The organism is Xanthomonas sp. 3058 (assembly GCF_014199765.1).
Lineage (GTDB): Bacteria > Pseudomonadota > Gammaproteobacteria > Xanthomonadales > Xanthomonadaceae > Xanthomonas > Xanthomonas campestris_B.
The window spans coordinates 87385-104089 of record NZ_JACHOF010000006.1; the positions used below are offsets into that span (position 1 = coordinate 87385).

At 65.4% G+C, this 16705-nt stretch carries 15 protein-coding genes and 1 pseudogene; 10 read left to right on the plus strand and 6 right to left on the minus strand.

Features of this window, described 5'->3' with window-relative positions:
• Positions 1-52: 52 nt before the first annotated feature.
• A complete protein-coding gene (pip, locus tag GGR61_RS10295) occupies positions 53-994 on the minus strand; it encodes a prolyl aminopeptidase (protein WP_184407265.1) in 942 nt (313 codons plus the stop codon).
• Between the two features lie 267 nt (positions 995-1261).
• Complete coding sequence (gene prmC, locus GGR61_RS10300) at positions 1262-2113, minus strand: peptide chain release factor N(5)-glutamine methyltransferase (RefSeq protein WP_184621314.1); 852 nt, start codon at positions 2111-2113, stop codon at positions 1262-1264.
• A 203-nt stretch (positions 2114-2316) separates the two neighbouring features.
• On the opposite strand from prmC, the gene ahpC reads away from it, so the two are divergent.
• From ahpC to GGR61_RS10330, 6 genes are all read left to right on the plus strand, one after another.
• Positions 2317-2880, plus strand: coding sequence for an alkyl hydroperoxide reductase subunit C (gene ahpC, locus GGR61_RS10305; RefSeq protein WP_184407267.1), 564 nt, complete (start codon positions 2317-2319; stop codon positions 2878-2880).
• A gap of 216 nt (positions 2881-3096) precedes the next feature.
• Entirely contained in the window at positions 3097-4689 is a 1593-nt protein-coding gene (ahpF, locus tag GGR61_RS10310) for an alkyl hydroperoxide reductase subunit F (RefSeq protein ID WP_184407268.1), read from the plus strand.
• Between the two features lie 84 nt (positions 4690-4773).
• Positions 4774-5715: a LysR substrate-binding domain-containing protein gene (locus tag GGR61_RS10315; RefSeq protein WP_184407269.1), complete on the plus strand. Its 942-nt coding sequence runs from the start codon at positions 4774-4776 to the stop codon at positions 5713-5715.
• Positions 5716-6138: 423 nt separating this feature from the next.
• Positions 6139-6561 (plus strand): nucleoside diphosphate kinase regulator, encoded by a 423-nt coding sequence (rnk, locus tag GGR61_RS10320; RefSeq protein WP_184407270.1) that lies wholly within the window; start codon positions 6139-6141, stop codon positions 6559-6561.
• 75 nt (positions 6562-6636) lie between these two features.
• Complete coding sequence (gene tal / locus GGR61_RS10325) at positions 6637-7605, plus strand: transaldolase (RefSeq protein ID WP_184407271.1); 969 nt, start codon at positions 6637-6639, stop codon at positions 7603-7605.
• A gap of 333 nt (positions 7606-7938) precedes the next feature.
• Positions 7939-8508: a type 1 glutamine amidotransferase family protein gene (locus tag GGR61_RS10330; protein ID WP_184407272.1), complete on the plus strand. Its 570-nt coding sequence runs from the start codon at positions 7939-7941 to the stop codon at positions 8506-8508.
• A gap of 281 nt (positions 8509-8789) precedes the next feature.
• Here the strand turns inward: GGR61_RS10330 and msrA are convergent, their stop codons facing one another.
• Together msrA and GGR61_RS10340 are read right to left on the minus strand one after the other, a co-directional pair.
• Positions 8790-9440: a peptide-methionine (S)-S-oxide reductase MsrA gene (gene msrA, locus GGR61_RS10335; protein WP_184407273.1), complete on the minus strand. Its 651-nt coding sequence runs from the start codon at positions 9438-9440 to the stop codon at positions 8790-8792.
• An 82-nt stretch (positions 9441-9522) separates the two neighbouring features.
• On the minus strand, positions 9523-10038 hold the full coding sequence (locus tag GGR61_RS10340; RefSeq protein ID WP_184407274.1) for an SgcJ/EcaC family oxidoreductase: 516 nt from the start codon (positions 10036-10038) through the stop codon (positions 9523-9525).
• Positions 10039-10160: 122 nt separating this feature from the next.
• Between GGR61_RS10340 and GGR61_RS10345 the strand changes: the two genes are divergently transcribed.
• Genes GGR61_RS10345 through GGR61_RS10355 form a run of 3 tightly spaced genes read left to right on the plus strand, consistent with a single transcriptional unit; the run spans position 10161 to position 13236 of the window.
• Positions 10161-10868, plus strand: a complete 708-nt coding sequence (locus GGR61_RS10345; protein ID WP_184621315.1) for a response regulator transcription factor — start codon at positions 10161-10163, stop codon at positions 10866-10868.
• Positions 10865-12775: an ATP-binding protein gene (locus GGR61_RS10350; RefSeq protein WP_184621316.1), complete on the plus strand. Its 1911-nt coding sequence runs from the start codon at positions 10865-10867 to the stop codon at positions 12773-12775. The genes GGR61_RS10345 and GGR61_RS10350 overlap by 4 nt, the downstream gene beginning before the upstream one ends.
• The gene (locus GGR61_RS10355; RefSeq protein ID WP_184621317.1) at positions 12772-13236 is read left to right on the plus strand and encodes a response regulator; all 465 of its coding nucleotides are present in this window, start codon (positions 12772-12774) and stop codon (positions 13234-13236) included. Before GGR61_RS10350 ends, GGR61_RS10355 begins: the two co-directional genes overlap by 4 nt.
• A gap of 486 nt (positions 13237-13722) precedes the next feature.
• On the opposite strand, the pseudogene GGR61_RS10360 reads toward GGR61_RS10355, so the two are convergent.
• Both GGR61_RS10360 and GGR61_RS10365 read right to left on the minus strand, forming a co-directional pair.
• A pseudogene (locus GGR61_RS10360) lies at positions 13723-13954 on the minus strand (DUF2007 domain-containing protein).
• 1 nt (position 13955) lies between these two features.
• Positions 13956-14597, minus strand: a complete 642-nt coding sequence (locus GGR61_RS10365; RefSeq protein WP_184621318.1) for a glutathione S-transferase family protein — start codon at positions 14595-14597, stop codon at positions 13956-13958.
• Between the two features lie 327 nt (positions 14598-14924).
• Here GGR61_RS10365 and GGR61_RS10370 point away from each other — a divergent pair, with 327 nt between their 5' ends.
• Positions 14925-16664, plus strand: a complete 1740-nt coding sequence (locus tag GGR61_RS10370; RefSeq protein WP_184621319.1) for a glutamine--tRNA ligase/YqeY domain fusion protein — start codon at positions 14925-14927, stop codon at positions 16662-16664.
• The last annotated feature ends 41 nt before the right edge of the window (positions 16665-16705 follow it).

Below are 16705 nucleotides of genomic sequence, written 5' to 3' on the forward strand. Positions count from 1 at the left end.
ATGGCACTTGGTGCGGCCGGGCGCGTGACCCGGCTGCGCTTGACGTGGTCGCTCAGGCAAACCCGTCGGTCGCGCGCACCAGCGCATCGACGTTTTCCGGCTCGAATGCCGAATGACCGGCGGCCGGGCTGATCTGCAGCTGCGCCTTCGGCCAGGCCTTGTGCAGATCCCAGGCGCTTTGCGCCGGGCACACCACGTCGTAACGCCCCTGCACGATCACACCGGGGATATCGGCGATGCGGTGCGCGTCGCGCAGCAGCTGGTCTTCGACCTCGAAGAAACCGCCGTTGACGAAGTAGTGGTTCTCGATGCGCGCGAACGCCAGTGCGAAGTGTGCGTCTTCATGCCCGGTGACGAAATCATCGTCCACATGCAGGAAGCTGGTCGCGCCTTCCCACACGCTCCACGCCTTGGCCGCGGCCAGACGCGTGGCTTCGTCGTCGCTGGTGAGGCGGCGATGGAAGGCAGACATCAGATCCGCGCGTTCCACCGGCGGAATCGCACTGATGTAATGCTCCCAGGCATCCGGGAACAAGCGGCTGGCGCCTTGCTGATAGAACCATTCCAACTCGAACCGCCGCAGCAGGAAGATGCCGCGCAGGACCAGCTCGGTGACCTGTTGCGGGTGGGTCTGCGCGTAGGCCAGCGCCAAGGTCGAGCCCCAGCTACCGCCGAACACCTGCCAGCGCGCGATACCCAGGTGCGCGCGCAACCGCTCGATATCGGCGACCAGATCCCAGGTGGTGTTGTTCACCAGATCGGCGTGCGGGGTGGAGCGGCCTGCGCCGCGCTGATCGAACAGCACGATGCGGTACTTGGCCGGATCGTGGAAGCGCCGCATCTTGGTGTTGCAACCGCCACCGGGGCCGCCGTGCAGTATCACCACCGGCTTGCCCTGCGGATTGCCGCACTGCTCGAAATACAGGGTGTGGCGGTCGTCGACCTGGAGGGTGCCGTGGTCGTACGGGGTGATCTCGGGATAGAGCGTGCGCATGCGTCGGTCCTGCGGGAAACCGCTAGTGTATCGGCAGCCAGCTGGCGCACGCGGCCGACCCCATGTGATCGGCCGAGCGCACGCGCACGACGATGCGCGACGGCTTGGGACGCGCGAGGGCTTGGAGCGACCAACCAAAACTCCTGCGCTTTCCGCCTGGCCGGTGCGGTCGGCGCTGGAAACGGCAGGTATCCCGCGCATGCCCCCTGTCCTGAGTGCGCAGTGCGCACCCAGCTGGCGAGCGCTTGCCAGGTGTGTCGCCCGCGCTCAGCGCGTCGCGGGCGACCAGCGTCCCACTGTCACCCGGTCGCGCTGCTCCAGATCCTGATGCGTGGCCACCGCATCGAAGCCGCGTGCCACCAGCAGTTCGGCCACCGCCGCGCCCTGGTCCCAACCGTGTTCGAGCAGCAACCAGCCGCCCGGCAGCAGATGCGCAGGCGCATCGGTCACGATCAGGCGGATGTCGTCCAATCCATCGGGGCCGGAAGCCAGCGCACTGGCCGGCTCGTAGCGTAGATCGCCCTCGCCCAGATGCGGGTCGTGCGCAGCGATATACGGCGGATTGCTGGCGATCAGATCGAAACACTCGCCGCTCAAGGGTGCGAACCAACTGCCCAGCCGGCACGCGACATTGTGCAGCTGATGGCTGTGGGCGTTGTGCAGGGCCACCGCCAGCGCCGCTGCACTGGCATCGGTGGCGACCACCTGCGCTTGCGGCCGCTCGCTGGCGATGGCCAGCGCGATGGCGCCGCTGCCGGTCCCCAGATCGGCAACACGGCGGCCCGGCGTGTGATCGATGCGCTCAAGCGCCAACTCGACCAGCGCCTCGGTATCGGCGCGCGGGATCAGCGTGGCCGTGGAGACCGCCAGATCCAGCGTCCAGAACCCCCGCTTGCCGGTCAGGTACGCCACCGGCTCGCCCGCCTGGCGCCGCTGCACCAGCACCTCGAACGCCTGCGCCACGGAATCGACGACCGGATCGCGGCCATGCGCGAACAACCAGGCGCGGTCGCGGCCCAGCGCGTGCAGCAGCAGCGGCTCGGCATCGCGACGGTCGATCCGCGTAGCCGCCAGTCGCAGCAGCTGATCGGCCGGGATGCCGGCGGAATCGTCGCTCATACGGATCATTCACTCGTGCGAAACATCGGCTGACCATTATCGGAGATGGAACGGCCAGCACGTAGAGGCAGATTCTACCTACGATGTCGATAGTCAAAGCCTATCTATTCAATTCCATCAATCGATTTGAGAAATCTATCGATCCTGCCTACCATGGCGACTGCTCCATCCCCCGCCCCCCTTTCATTGCACGAGGAAACTCAATGTCTCTCATCAACACCCAGGTCCAGCCGTTCAAGGCGAATGCGTACCACAACGGCAACTTCATCGAAGTCACCGAGGCCAGCCTGAAGGGCAAGTGGTCGGTGCTGATCTTCATGCCGGCCGCCTTCACCTTCAACTGCCCGACCGAAGTGGAAGACGCCGCCGACAACTATGCCGCGTTCCAGAAGGCAGGCGCCGAGGTGTACATCGTCACCACCGATACGCACTTCTCGCACAAGGTGTGGCACGAGACCTCGCCGGCCGTCGGCAAGTCGCAGTTCCCGTTGATCGGCGACCCGACCCACCAGCTGACCCGCGCCTTCGGCGTGCACATCGAAGAAGAAGGCCTGGCCCTGCGCGGCACCTTCATCATCAACCCGGAAGGCGTCATCAAGACCCTCGAGATCCACGACAACTCGATCGCCCGCGACGTCACCGAGACGCTGCGCAAGCTGACCGCCGCCCAGTTCGTCGCCAACAACCCTGGCCAGGTCTGCCCGGCCAAGTGGAAGGAAGGCGCCAAGACCCTGGCTCCGTCGCTGGACCTGGTCGGCAAGATCTAAACCGACTGTTACTTCCGACCTTTCATCAGGTCGGCGCATCTCCGGCCCAGCATTGGGCCGGGGGTGAACCGGAGCCGGTGCCGGGCTGCACGCCAGCCATCGCCAGCACGCATCCCGACCTCGCGCCGGCTGCGGTTCACCTCCTTCGCTTCCCCGGCGAGCTGTCCTCCCGCAGCGACGTCACGCCCTCCCCTTGCCCATTCCCAGGAGTTTTCCATGTTGGATGCCAACCTCAAGACCCAGCTGACCGCCTACCTGGAACGGGTCACGCGGCCGATCCAGATCAATGCCTCGATCGACGAGAGCACCGGTTCGCGCGACATGCTCGACCTGCTCGAAGACCTGGTGCTGCTGTCGGACAAGATCAGCCTGGACATCCACCGCGACGACAACCAGCGCAAGCCGTCGTTCGCGCTGACCACGCCCGGCCAGGACATCTCGCTGCGCTTTGCCGGCCTGCCGATGGGCCACGAGTTCACCTCGCTGGTGCTGGCGCTACTGCAGGTGGGCGGCCATCCGTCCAAGGCCACCGCCGAGCTGATCGAGCAGGTGCAGCACCTGGATGGCGACTATCAGTTCGAAACCTATTTCTCGCTGTCGTGCCAGAACTGCCCGGACGTGGTGCAGGCGCTGAATCTGGCCGCCGTGCTCAACCCGCGCATCAAGCACGTCGCCATCGACGGTGCGCTGTTCCAGGACGAGGTCGCAACCCGCCAGATCATGTCGGTGCCCACCGTTTACTTGAACGGCGAGCTGTTCGACCAGGGCCGCATGACGCTGGAGCAGATCGTCGCCAAGCTCGACACCAATGCGACCAAGCGCGACGCCGCCAGGATCGCGGCCAAGGACGCCTTCGACGTGCTGGTGGTCGGCGGCGGCCCGGCCGGTTCGGCGGCGGCAGTGTATGCCGCACGCAAGGGCATCCGCACCGGCGTGGCTGCCGAACGTTTCGGTGGCCAGGTGCTGGACACCATGTCGATCGAAAACTTCATTTCGGTGCCGGAGACCGAAGGCCCCAAGATGGTCGCCGCACTGGAACAGCATGTGCGCCAGTACGAAGTGGACATCATGAATCTGCAGCGCGCCGAGCAGCTGCTCCCGGCCGGTGCCGATGGCCTGATCGAAATCAAGCTGGCCAATGGCGCCTCGCTCAAGAGCAAGACCGTGATCCTGTCCACCGGCGCCCGCTGGCGGCAGATGAACGTGCCGGGCGAAGATCAGTACAAGAACAAGGGCGTGGCCTATTGCCCGCATTGCGATGGCCCGCTGTTCAAGGGCAAGCGCGTGGCGGTGATCGGCGGCGGCAATTCGGGCGTGGAAGCGGCGATCGATCTGGCCGGCATCGTGGCGCATGTCACGCTGGTGGAATTCGACGACAAGCTACGCGCCGACGAAGTGCTGCAACGCAAGCTGCGTAGCCTGCACAACGTGCGCATCATCACCAGCGCGCAGACCACCGAAGTGCTCGGCGATGGGCAAAAAGTCACCGGTCTGGTCTACAAGGACCGCACCGGCGGCGACATCCAGCACGTCGATCTGGAAGGCGTGTTCGTGCAGATCGGCCTGCTGCCCAACACCGAATTCCTCAAGGGAACGGTAGCGTTGTCGCCGCGCGGCGAAATCATCGTCGACGACCGTGGGCAGACCGATGTGCCGGGTGTGTTCGCCGCAGGCGACGCCACCACCGTGCCGTACAAGCAGATCGTGATCGCAATGGGCGAAGGTTCCAAGGCCGCGTTGAGCGCATTCGATTTCCTGATCCGCTCCAGCGCACCGGTCAGCGCAGAGAACGTGGCCGAAGCTGCGTAAGCGCACGGCGCACGGCCACGCCCGGGCGCCAAGCTCGCACCACGCTCCAGTGGTTAACCTTCACCGCAACGAGGGCTGCTGCACATGAATCTGCGTGACCTGAAATATCTGGTAGCACTTGCCGACCACAAGCACTTCGGTCGTGCAGCCACAGCGTGTTTCGTCAGCCAGCCCACCCTGTCCACCCAGATCAAGAAGCTGGAAGACGAGCTCGGCGTGCCGTTGGTGGAACGTGCGCCGCGCAAGGTGATGTTGACCCCGGCCGGCCGCGAAGCCGCGATGCGCGCGCGCGGCATCGTGGCCGAAGTGGAACAGATGAAGGAAGCCGCGCGGCGTAGCCAGGACCCGGAAGCCGGCACTGTGCGGCTGGGCATTTTTCCCACCTTGGCGCCGTACCTGTTGCCGCATGTGGTGCCGCGTATCCGCGAGCGCTTCCCGCGTCTGGAACTGCTGTTGGTCGAGGAAAAAAGCGACCAGCTCACGCACCAGTTGCGCGAAGGTCGCCTGGATGCCGCACTGCTCGCGCTGCCGTTGCAGGACGAGCAGCTGCATGCCGAATTTCTGTTCGAGGAGCCCTTCGTGCTGGCGGTGCCCGAAGGCCACCCGCTATCGCGCCACGACAGCATGACGCTGGACGATCTGACCGACCAACGGTTGTTGTTGCTGGAAGATGGCCATTGCCTGCGCGAACAGGCGCTGGACGTGTGCCATCTCGCCGGTGCGCTGGAAAAGTCAGAATTTCAGGCCACCAGCCTGGAAACCCTGCGCCAGATGGTGGCGGCCAATGTCGGTGTGACCTTGTTGCCGCTGTTGGCGGTCCAGCCGCCGGTGGCACGCTCTGAGAACATCCGTCTGATCCGCTTCCGCGAAGACAAGCAGCCCAGCCGCCGGATCGCGATGGCCTGGCGCCGCAGCTCGGCCATGACTGCGTTTCTGGAGCAGTTGTCACAGCTGTTCAAGGAATTGCCGGACAGCCTGTTTACGCTGGACCAGCCGACCAACGGCCCCAAGGCGGTTGCGGCCTGAGGATTCGGGAATCGGGAATCGGGAATCGGGAATCGGGAAATCGTTTCACCGCTGCGGTCGCTTCGTGCAATGTGTTTCTCATCTGCTACTGGACATAAGCGGCGCGCGAGCGTCGTTTTTTGTTTAGCTGATGGTTACGATGCGATGCATCTGGCAACACACGGCAGCTGCGACGTCATTGGCCTGCAGGGGAACTGCAACCCCGTCGCTTGTAGCGCGGACGCGCGCGGCAGTGGACTGACGCATGGCCGCGCCTGTCTGCTGCTGTGGCCACGGCCCCTCACGCGCAGTGCCGCGCCAGCCTCGCTCAACACATGCCATGCGCTGCGTCATCTCGCCACGCATTGCGATCAAGCAACGGCGCCCTCATCTGATGAGTGAAGCTCACCATGTCGGCGAGCCGTACTCGTCAAGGAGATCGCCATGACCTCGCCACACCACAGCGGCTTGCCGCCGTCCATTCTGGTTTCCAGCCATGACCTCGCCCGGCTTGAAGCGTTGCTCGAATCCCCCGCCTTCAACAAGCACCCGGCTGCCGCCGCGCTGAGTGACGAACTGGGCCGCGCACGCGTCGTGCCGCCCGATCAGATTCCCGGCGATGTCGTCACCATGTACTCCCGCATCGATTGCGAAGATGAGCTGCATGGCGAACGGCACACGCTCACCCTCGTGTATCCGCATGAGGCCGATGTGCAACATGGTCGCATCTCGGTGCTGGCACCGGTCGGCAGTGCGCTGCTCGGCCTGTCGGTCGGCCAGAGCATCGACTGGCGCACGCCCGACGGACGCGACCTGCGTCTGCGCGTGAGCGCCGTGCACGATCAACATGCATTGGCCGCCGACTGACTTCCCACGCCAGGCGCGCTACCGTAGCGCGCTGCGTCTTATCCACGACCCGTTCCACGATTCGAGAGAACCCGCATGACTGCATCCGCTTCCAAACTTGCCCAGTTGCGTGACTTGTCTGTCGTCGTTGCCGACACCGGCGACTACGACGCCATCAAGCGTCTGAAGCCGGTCGATTGCACCACCAATCCCACGCTGGTCAAGAAGGCGCTGGACCTGCCGGTCTACGCCGACCTGATCGAGCGCGAACTGGCCTGGGGCCGCGAACACGGCGGCGACGACCGCACCGCGACCGTCAACGAAGTGGCCGACCGCCTCACCATCGGCGTGGGCGTCAAGCTGGCCGAACTGGTCCCCGGCCGCGTCTCCACCGAGGTCGATGCCGACCTGGCGCACGACACCCAGGCGACCATCGCCAAGGCGCGCAAGTTCATTGCGATGTACGCCGAGCGTGGCGTGTCCAAGGACAAGATCCTGATCAAGATCGCGGCCACCTGGGAAGGCATCGAAGCGGCCCGCCAGCTGCAGCGCGAAGGCATCGACTGCAACCTCACGCTGATCTTCAACCGTTCGCAGGCGCTGGCCTGTGCAGAGGCCGGCGTATTCCTGATTTCCCCGTTCGTGGGCCGCATCCTGGATTACTACGTCGCCCAGGGCCAGACCCCGGCCAGCATCGACGAAGATCCGGGCGTGGTGTTCGTGCGCACCGTCTACGACGAGTTCAAGCGGCGTGGCTCGGCCACCGTGGTGATGGGCGCCTCGTTCCGCTCCACCGCGCAGATCGAAGCGCTGGCCGGCTGCGATCGCCTGACCATCTCGCCGGACCTGCTGGAGAAGCTCGACGCAGAACACGGCGAGCTGCCGCGCAAGCTGGCGCCCGCGCAAGCCGACAACGCGCAGATCACCCCGATCGACAGCGACCGCTTCGCCACCGACCTGGCGGCAGATCCGATGGCCACCGAAAAACTGGCCAGCGGCATCGATGCCTTCGCCAAGGATCTGCAGGCACTGCGCAAGACCATCACCGACAAGCTCGCCGGCTGATTGCCACACCGCAGTTGCGTCATCCCAACGCCTGCAGCCTGATCGCTGCGGGCGTTGTCGTTTCCGTCGATGACCGCAGCCATCGCGTGCGGCCATGGAGACGCGACGCTGCCAGGCCACATCACGACGATTGCGCTGGTCATCGTGTCCGGTGCTGCGCATAGGCACCCGCCAGCACTGATGCGCTGGCGCCGTGCATGGCATCACCCTGCCGACCGACATGCATGCCGTGGAGCTCCCGCCCCACGGCTCGATACCGTTCTCCACAATACGCTCACAATCGCCGCCCGCGCACTGCCTAGAATCCGGGTTCCTCAACTGGCGTAGCGGACAATGGCAAACATTGCAGTGGTGATGGCGGACGGCGTGGCCGATTGGGAAATTGGCGTCGTCCTGCCAGCGGCGCGCGAGTGGTTCGGCGACCAGGTCGCCATTGCCAGCATCGACGGCCAGCCGGTGAAGTCGATCGGTGGGCTGCGCATCGTGCCGGAATTTGCACTTTCGGATCTGGCGCCATTGGAGGCCGATCTGTGGATCCTGCCCGGCAGCGAACGCTGGCAAGCCGGCGAGATTCCAGGCCTGAGCGGTCTGTTGGTCGAGCGCGTGCAACATCAGCGTCCGGTCGCAGCGATCTGCGGCGCCACCATCGCCTTCGCCTATGCCGGCTTGCTGGACGAACGCGCGCACACCAGCAACTCGCAGGCCTTCTTGCAGGAACACGTGGTGCCGTACGCGGGCGCTGCGCAATACCGGCACGAAAAGGTCGTGACCGCCGATTGCGTGATCACCGCACCCGGCACCAGTCCGGTCGGTTTTGCGCTGGCCTGCATGCGCGTGCTGCACCCGGAACGCACCGACATGCTCGCCCAGTTGCGCGGCATGTTCGCTGGCGAGTTCGTCTGATCCAACCGATTCAAGCACGCCGAGCTGATTGGCTGCACTGACTCGATGGCAGTGATTCGCTGAGCCAGTTCGTCTCTCAGCCATACGCGGCAGCGCCGGCGCGTGTTGCGCACGCCGCATGAAAAAAGATGGCGACGTTGTCTCCAACGTCGCCATTCAAGTTGCCTGGCATGCACTCCCATGCGCTGCCTGATCGTGATAACGCTGCCGGTCACTGTCTGCCGTTGGTGCGCCGCCACGATCACGTGGATGCCAGCGCATCAACCCGGCACGCCTTTCCGTCAGGCATCCAGCCCGATCGGGCAGCTCACTCCCGTTCCGCCAAGCCCGCAATAGCCATTGGGATGCTTGGCGAGATATTGCTGGTGCTCGTCTTCGGCGTAGTAGAACGTGGGTGCCGGAAAACGGATCTCCGTGGTGATGGCGCCATATCCGGCCGCATCCAGCTGCTGCTGGTACGCATCGCGGCTGGCGAGCGCAGCCTCGTAGTGCGCCTGTGTCGTGCAATAGATCGCCGAGCGGTATTGGCTGCCGACGTCGTTCCCTTGCTGCATGCCCTGGGTGGGGTCGTGGCTTTCCCAGAACGTGCGCAGCAATTGCGCGAACGACACCGACTGTTCGTCGAAAACCACCAACACCGCTTCGGTATGACCGGTCTGCCCGGAGCACACCTCGCCATACGTGGCGTTCGGCGTTTCGCCGCCGGCATAGCCCACCGCCGTGGTGTACACCCCGGGCACGTTCCAGAACTTGCGTTCCGCGCCCCAGAAACAGCCGAGCCCGAATTGCACCTGGCCCAGCCCGGTGAACTCCCCGCGCAACGGGTGGCCGTTGATCAGGTGCGTGTTGTGCAGCGGCAGCGCTTGCTCGCGTCCCGGTAATGCTTCGCCCGGACGTGGCATGCGTTGCTTGAAGGCGCCGATTCCCAGCATGGTGCAACTCCGCAATCGTGAGGATTGCCTGCTGGATGGCGCCGGCCATAGCGGCTTTCAAGCCGCTATGGCCAATAACGCATTACTTCTTGGTCACCGCCGCAGTGGCGGTCTCCACTTCCGGCATCGCCGAGCTGTGGTGGTTGATGATCAGCCACTTGCCGTCGCGCTTTTCGTAGACGAAGGAATAGCGCGCCTGCACCTGGCTCTTCTTGCCGTCCTTGTCGGTCAACGTGAAGGTGTAGACGCCGGCGTCCACGGCGCTGTCGTCATCGAGCAGGCGCACGGTGCGGTAGTTGACGACGCCCTGCGGCTTCTTGGTCAAGAACATCTCGAAGTATTGCTCGATCTGCTCGCGCGAGGCGCGCACCTGGTTGGAGACCGTCGGCAGCAACACGCCGTCCGGGGCGTACAGGTCGGCCACCTTGTGCGGGTTGCCGGTCGCCAGGGCGGCATTCCAGGTATCGAACAGCGCGGCGACTTCGCGCGCTTCGCCGCTGGGCGGCAGCGTGGCCTTGTCGGTGTAGTGCATCACGCCACCTGCCAGCGCCGGGGTGGCGGCCAGGGCCAGGAACAGAGAGAAGAGGGTGCGACGCATGGGGAATCTCCGTGTGGTTGTTGGGTGCCTCATCGGGCGAGCTCAGTATCGAAATCAGACAGCCCCAACAATTCTGCCGAGTGGCATATACTCAAATATGCTGATCGGCGTAGATAGAACCCATGGAAACCCCTACCAATGCTGGCGATTGGCGCTTGACACTACGCCGCGAGGCGTCCGACAGCGCGCGCTGGCAGGCGCTCTGGGAAGCGGCGGTGGCGCTGCGCCAGACGCAGACCCCGGAGCTGGCCTGCGATGCGGTGCTGGGACGCGTGCTGTTGCTGCTGGGCCTGGAACATGGCGCGGTGCTGGCGCAGCGCGGGCCACGCGTGCAGGTGCTGGCCAGCCGAGGCCAGGCGCTGCCACCTGGCGCCAGCGCGGCCGGCGACAGCCACGAAGCGGCCTGGCTGCTGCCACCGCGCCCGGCCGATATCCGCGAGGCCAGGGTGCCGATCCATGCGCTGGGCAGCACCCACGGCATGCTGTGCGTGGCCTGGAACGACAACCGCCCCGCTCCCGGCAACGACGATGTGCAGGCGCTGCAAGCTTTCGCATTGCTGCTGCCGGCGATGGTGGCCGAGCCGGCCAGACCGCTCGCCTCGCGTCGCCGCAAACCGCTGCAGGACAACCGCCTCAACGCATTGAGCAAACGCGAAAAACAGGTACTGTCGTTGCTGCCGCGCGGGCTGACCAATGCCACGCTTGCAGCTGAACTGGGGATTTCTCCCGGCACGGTGAAAGTGCATGTGGAGCGAATCCTGCAGAAACTTGAGGTAAAAGATCGCACCCAGGCTGCGGTGTACGCAGTGCAAGCCGGACTCGCGTTATGAATGCATTGGCGGTGCGTTGGAACGATTGGCCGATCACCCGCAAGAGCCTGGCGGTGGTGACCCTGCCATTGCTGCTGCTGGCGGTCGCGCTGATGGCGATCTACAGCGTGGAGCGGCAGAACATCGCTGCCGAAAACGATGTGCGGCAGACGCTGGAAGTGCTGAGCGATCTGTACGAAGCGCATGCGCTGCTGGCCGAAACCGCCGCCGGCGTGCGCGGTTATCGGCTGGTACGCCGCGATGAGTTCCTCACCCCGTATCGCGATGCCGAGCCGCGCCTGCAACAGGTGACAGACCGGCTGTCGCAGCGCATCACCGATCCCGGGCAGGCGGCGCGTTACGCGCGCATCAAGCCCTTGTTCGCCGAAAAGATGCAGGGGTGGCGCCGTTTGCTGGCGCCGGACCTGAGCCGCGAAGAAGAGATCCGCCAGCTGTGGGACGGCAAATACAAGCTCGATATCCTGCGCGCCGAACTGCGCGAACTGCGCAATTACGAAACCGCGCAATTGCAGGTCCGTACCGCCAAGGCGCAGGCATTGCGTCAGCGCAACCTCATCATCACCTTGAGCGCGGCGATGCTTGGCGGGCTGGGCGCGGTCTTTGCGGTGGCGTGGTTCGCCTCGGCATTGTCCGGGCGCCTGCGCACCCTGGCCGCCAACGCCGATCGGCTGGGCGAAGGCCTGCCGTTGGCGCCGCAACCGCGTGCCGGCGATGAGCTGGGCCAGGTCGGTCAGCGCCTGGCGCAGGCCAGCGAACTGCTTGCCGCACGTGCCGCCGAAGCGCAATTGGCGCGGCGCGAGGCGGAAACCGCCAACCGCGCAAAGACCGAGTTCCTGTCGCGCAGCAGCCACGAACTCCGCACGCCGCTCAACGCGATTCTGGGCTACGCGCAGGTGCTGGAAATGGATCTGCCAGAACCCGGTCCCCGCCGCCATCTGCAGCACATCCTCGGCGCCGGCCGGCACTTGTTGGGACTCATCACCGAGCTGCTGGACATCGCGCGCATCGAAGCAGACCAGCTGGATCTGAGCCCGGAACCGATCCTGGTGCGTGCGGCCGTCCACGAGGCCTTGGGCCTGATCGCTCCCGACGCGGACAAGCACGGTATCGCGCTGCAGCCCGCCGCCATCGACGGGCCGTGGACGGTGCGCGCCGACGTGCAACGGCTGCGTCAGGTATTGCTCAACCTGCTGTCGAACGCGGTCAAGTTCAATCGCACCGGCGGCCAGGTGCAGGTAAGCGCGCTGCCGGATGGCGAGCAGATACGCATCACGGTGGCAGACCAGGGCGCGGGCCTGACGCCCGCGCAGATCGAGCGGCTGTTCACGCCGTTCGAGCGACTGGGTGCGGAGCGTTCGGCGGTGGAAGGCACCGGTCTGGGCCTGGCACTGAGCAAGCGGCTGATCGAGGCGATGGGTGGGCGCATCGGCGTGGACAGCAGCCCTGAAGGCGCTCGTTTCTGGATAGAGCTCCCGCAAGGCGAACCGCAACGCAGCGAACCGGCACGCACCATCGTGCAGCCGCATAACGCTGGCAGCGGCGTGTGCCGGTTGCTGAGCATCGAAGACAACCCCTCCAACCAGGCCTTGATCCGCACGCTCAGCGAACGCCGCCCGCAATGGCAATTGCTGGAAGCGGCCAGTCTGGCGCAGGCGCGCGCATCGCTGCAGCAAAGCGTGCCGGATCTGATCCTGCTGGATCTGCATCTGAGCGACGGCAGCGGCGAAGAATTGCTGCGTGAGTTGCAGGCGCAGCCAGCCACGGCTTCAGTGCCGGTGGTGGTGATCAGCGCCGATGCCACCACGGCGACGCTGGCGCGCGTCGGCAACCAGGGCGTGCGCGCGTATCTGACCAAACCGCTGGACGTGGCGGAATTCTTTACGGTGATCGACAGGCTGCTGGCATGACACGCGACGATATCCTCGGCTCCCGCATCCTCATCGTCGACGACGAGCCGGCCAACGTGCGGCTACTCGAAGACCTGCTGCAGCGCGAAGGCTTCCAGCAGGTCATCGCCACCACCGACCCGCAGCGGGTGATGGGGCTGGTGTCGGCATTCGCGCCGGATCTGATCCTGCTGGATCTGAAGATGCCGGAGCTGGACGGTTACGCGCTGCTGGAACAACTGGCGCGGCTGTCCGATCCCGGCCACTTCCTGCCGGTGATCGTCCTCACCGCCGACCCCAGCCGCAGCGCGCGCCATCGCGCATTAGGCCTGGGCGCCAAGGATTTTTTGACCAAGCCGCTGGACACCTTCGAGGTCGCATTGCGGGTCTGGAACGTGGCCGAAACCACCGTCCTGTTCAAACGCCTGCGTGCATTGGCCGCGCCGAATGCCGCGCCGCCAGGATGGCGTCAGCAAGGTTAGGGTGTCGAACGGCCGGTCCGTGATATGGCTGCAGGGTTCCTGTGCGCCCACCACCGCGGGAGACGCCGCAAGTACCTGCTTGCAGGCTCCTGTGCGGCATCCATACCGCATCAGGTTCCGCCACGGCGGGCGGGCAAGGAGCAGCAAAACGTGTCGCTGTGCTTGCACGCATTGCATGACATGACATGCCATGTGTTGGAGAGCGGTGCGTCCGACCAGCTTCCCAACACAACGCGGTCAACAGACCGGCTTTCAATGAAGCGACCAACGGACGTTCTGGTGCGGTGTCCTCGCCGCTTGCGGGCCCCTGTGGCGGCATGAATGCCGCCACAGGGGCCCGCATGGACGGATTCACCGCGTGTCCCGCAAGCGGTGAGGGCATCGCGCCCTCGACCAACGCGCCCAGAAGCTCTCCAGATGACGCCAAGGGCAGCCCAAAAACGGAAGACACAATCGCTCGCTACGTTCCGATAACCGCTGTAAACCTCACACCGCCCGCGTCACCTCGCCACACAATCCGATCTCTGCAAGCACCGCCTGCGCCCGGCTCAGGTGCAGGTCGGCCACGCAGACCTGCAGCACGCCGAACGCGGGCAATTCCCCCCGCACCGCCCAATAGCGACTCGCCAAACACGAAGGCGGTGATGCCGGCATCTTCCAGCGCATGTTTGGCCAGGTGCGCGTCGATGATGTGACTGGCGCGATAAGCGATCTGCATGTCAGCCGCGCTCCAGACGTTCGCGCTCGGCGCCCTGCTTCCACTCCCGCAGTGCCGGCAGCGCATCCAGTGCGGCCAGGTAATCGCCAGCAGCCTCGAACAACGGCACACCATAGCTGGCAAAGCGCAACGCAACCGGGGCGAACATCGCATCGACAATGCCGAAATCGCCACACAGGAACTGCCCCGCATGCCCATGCTCGGCACGCAGGCTGGCCCACAACGCCTGGATGCGGGTGATATCGCGCTCGGCCGCCGCGTCCCAATGCGCGGGGCCGGGCACACGGGCCAGGTTCATCGGCAGCTGGCTGCGCAGGGCGGCAAAGCCCGAATGCATCTCCGCTGCGGCAGCGCGCGCCTGCGCCCGCACGGCCGGATCGGCCGGCCAGCCGCGCCCATCGAGCCAGCGTTCGTTGGCGTATTCGCAGATCGCCAGCGAATCCCAGATATGCAGGGTGTCGTCCCACAGCGCCGGCACCTGCCGGGTCGGCGAATAACCGGCGATGCGCGCCTGGAATTGCGGCGTATCCAACGGCAGCGCGATCTCTTCGAACGGCACCTGGAAGTGTCGCAGCAGCAGCCACGGCCGCAACGACCAGGAGGACAGGGTCTTGTCGCCAATCACCAGGCGGGGCAAAGGCATGCGCTGCTCGCTGCAGAGGGTCGGCGCAGCGTACGCGTCGGGGCCGGCGACCGCCAGCAGTGGCCGATCGGGCGCTGACAGCGCCACCTCACCCACCGGCGCGACCGAGGCCGCGACCGCGTCACCGACAGTCACACTTTGCAGCCAATCGCTGCCTTGATGATGCCCGTGGCACCACTGGATGGCGTTGGTGGCACTGGCCAAAGGGCCTGCTGGTGCTTCAATCCACAGTAAAAAGCACCAGCCGAGCGCGCAACGCCCGCCACCGCCTACCCCTAAACCGGCGCCACCGCCTAAACTTGCGGTTTACCTAATGCTGATGCGCGCATGTCCGAGACCCTAGCCACCGACGCCACCGCCCCGGCGGAGAAGAAAGACTTCATCCGCCAGATCGTCCGCGAGGATCTGGCCAGCGGCAAGCACACGGTCATCCGCACCCGCTTCCCGCCCGAGCCCAACGGCTACCTGCACATCGGCCACGCCAAGGCGATCTGCCTGGATTTCGGCCTGGCGGCCGAGTTCGGCGGGCTGTGCAACCTGCGCCTGGACGACACCAACCCGGCCAAGGAAGACCCCGAGTTCGTGGTCGCCATCCAGGACGACGTCCGCTGGCTGGGCTTTGAATGGGCGCAGCTGCGCCACGCATCGGACTATTTCGAGGTGTATTACCTGGCTGCGGAGAAACTGATCCGCGACGGTCACGCCTTTGTCTGCGATCTGTCCGCCGAGCAGGTACGCGAGTATCGCGGCACGCTGACCGAGCCCGGCCGCCATTCGCCGTTCCGCGAACGCAGCGTCGAGGAAAACCTGGATCTGTTCCGGCGCATGCGTGCCGGCGAATTCCCCGATGGCGCGCGTACGCTGCGCGCCAGGATCGACATGGCCAGCGGCAACATCAACCTGCGCGACCCGGCGCTGTACCGCATCAAGCATGTCGAACATCAGAACACCGGCAACGCCTGGCCGATCTACCCGATGTACGACTTCGCGCATTCGCTGGGCGATGCGGTGGAAGGCATCACCCATTCGTTGTGCACGCTGGAATTCGAAGACCACCGCCCGCTGTACGACTGGTGCGTGGACAAGGTGGACCTGGCCGGGCATCCGCAGCTGCTGCAGCCGCTGCTGGACAAAGGCCTGCCACGCGAGGCCGCCAAGCCGCGCCAGATCGAGTTCTCGCGCCTGAACATCAACTACACGGTGATGAGCAAGCGCAAGCTCACCGCGCTGGTGGAAGAGCGGCTGGTGGACGGCTGGGACGACCCGCGCATGTACACGCTGCAGGGCCTGCGCCGGCGCGGCTACACGCCGGCGGCAATGCGCTTGTTCGTGGACCGCGTCGGCATCAGCAAGCAGAACTCGCTGATCGATTTTTCGGTGCTGGAAGGCTGCCTGCGCGAGGATCTGGATGCGGCTGCGGCACGCCGCATGGCGGTGATCGACCCGCTCAAGCTGGTGCTGACCAATCTGCCGGAAGGCCATCGCGAAACGCTGAGTTTTTCCAACCATCCCAAGGACGAGAGCTTCGGGACGCGCGAGGTGCCGTTCTCGCGCGAGCTGTGGATCGATCGCGAGGATTTTGCCGAGGTTCCGCCCAAGGGCTGGAAGCGTCTGGTGCCCGGTGGCGAGATCCGCCTGCGCGGCGCCGGCATTGCGCGCGTGGACGAGGTGATCAAGAACGCTGCGGGCGAGATCGTCGAGCTGCGTGGCTGGCTGGATCCGGAATCGCGCCCGGGCATGGAAGGCGCCAATCGCAAGGTCAAGGGCACCATCCACTGGGTCAGCGCCGCGCATGCGGTGGAAGCGGAAATCCGCCTGTATGACCGCCTGTTCTCGGTGGAAAAGCCCGACGATGAGTCCGAAGGCAAGACCTACCGCGACTATCTCAACCCCGAGTCCAAGCGCAGCGTGCGCGGCTATGTGGAGCCGAGCGCAGCGCAGGCCGTGCCCGAGCAATCGTTCCAGTTCGAGCGCACCGGCTATTTCGTCGCCGATCGCCGCGACCACAGCGCCGCCACGCCGGTGTTCAATCGCAGCGTGACCCTGCGCGACACCTGGGCCAAGTGAGCTCGGGGATGCAGCCGATGCTGGCCATCGGCTGCGGCTAC

Bases quoted from the DNA above. Each gene is read 5' to 3' on its own strand.
- GGR61_RS10370 (WP_184621319.1), top strand. From the start codon at position 14,925: ATGTCCGAGACCCTAGCCACCGACGCCACCGCCCCGGCGGAGAAGAAA.
- pip (WP_184407265.1), bottom strand. From the start codon at position 994: ATGCGCACGCTCTATCCCGAGATCACCCCGTACGACCACGGCACCCTC.
- ahpC (WP_184407267.1), top strand. From the start codon at position 2,317: ATGTCTCTCATCAACACCCAGGTCCAGCCGTTCAAGGCGAATGCGTAC.
- msrA (WP_184407273.1), bottom strand. From the start codon at position 9,440: ATGCTGGGAATCGGCGCCTTCAAGCAACGCATGCCACGTCCGGGCGAA.
- GGR61_RS10365 (WP_184621318.1), bottom strand. From the start codon at position 14,597: ATGCCTTTGCCCCGCCTGGTGATTGGCGACAAGACCCTGTCCTCCTGG.
- GGR61_RS10330 (WP_184407272.1), top strand. From the start codon at position 7,939: ATGGCAAACATTGCAGTGGTGATGGCGGACGGCGTGGCCGATTGGGAA.
- GGR61_RS10315 (WP_184407269.1), top strand. From the start codon at position 4,774: ATGAATCTGCGTGACCTGAAATATCTGGTAGCACTTGCCGACCACAAG.
- tal (WP_184407271.1), top strand. From the start codon at position 6,637: ATGACTGCATCCGCTTCCAAACTTGCCCAGTTGCGTGACTTGTCTGTC.
- rnk (WP_184407270.1), top strand. From the start codon at position 6,139: ATGACCTCGCCACACCACAGCGGCTTGCCGCCGTCCATTCTGGTTTCC.
- GGR61_RS10350 (WP_184621316.1), top strand. From the start codon at position 10,865: ATGAATGCATTGGCGGTGCGTTGGAACGATTGGCCGATCACCCGCAAG.
- GGR61_RS10345 (WP_184621315.1), top strand. From the start codon at position 10,161: ATGGAAACCCCTACCAATGCTGGCGATTGGCGCTTGACACTACGCCGC.
- prmC (WP_184621314.1), bottom strand. From the start codon at position 2,113: ATGAGCGACGATTCCGCCGGCATCCCGGCCGATCAGCTGCTGCGACTG.
- GGR61_RS10340 (WP_184407274.1), bottom strand. From the start codon at position 10,038: ATGCGTCGCACCCTCTTCTCTCTGTTCCTGGCCCTGGCCGCCACCCCG.
- ahpF (WP_184407268.1), top strand. From the start codon at position 3,097: ATGTTGGATGCCAACCTCAAGACCCAGCTGACCGCCTACCTGGAACGG.
- GGR61_RS10355 (WP_184621317.1), top strand. From the start codon at position 12,772: ATGACACGCGACGATATCCTCGGCTCCCGCATCCTCATCGTCGACGAC.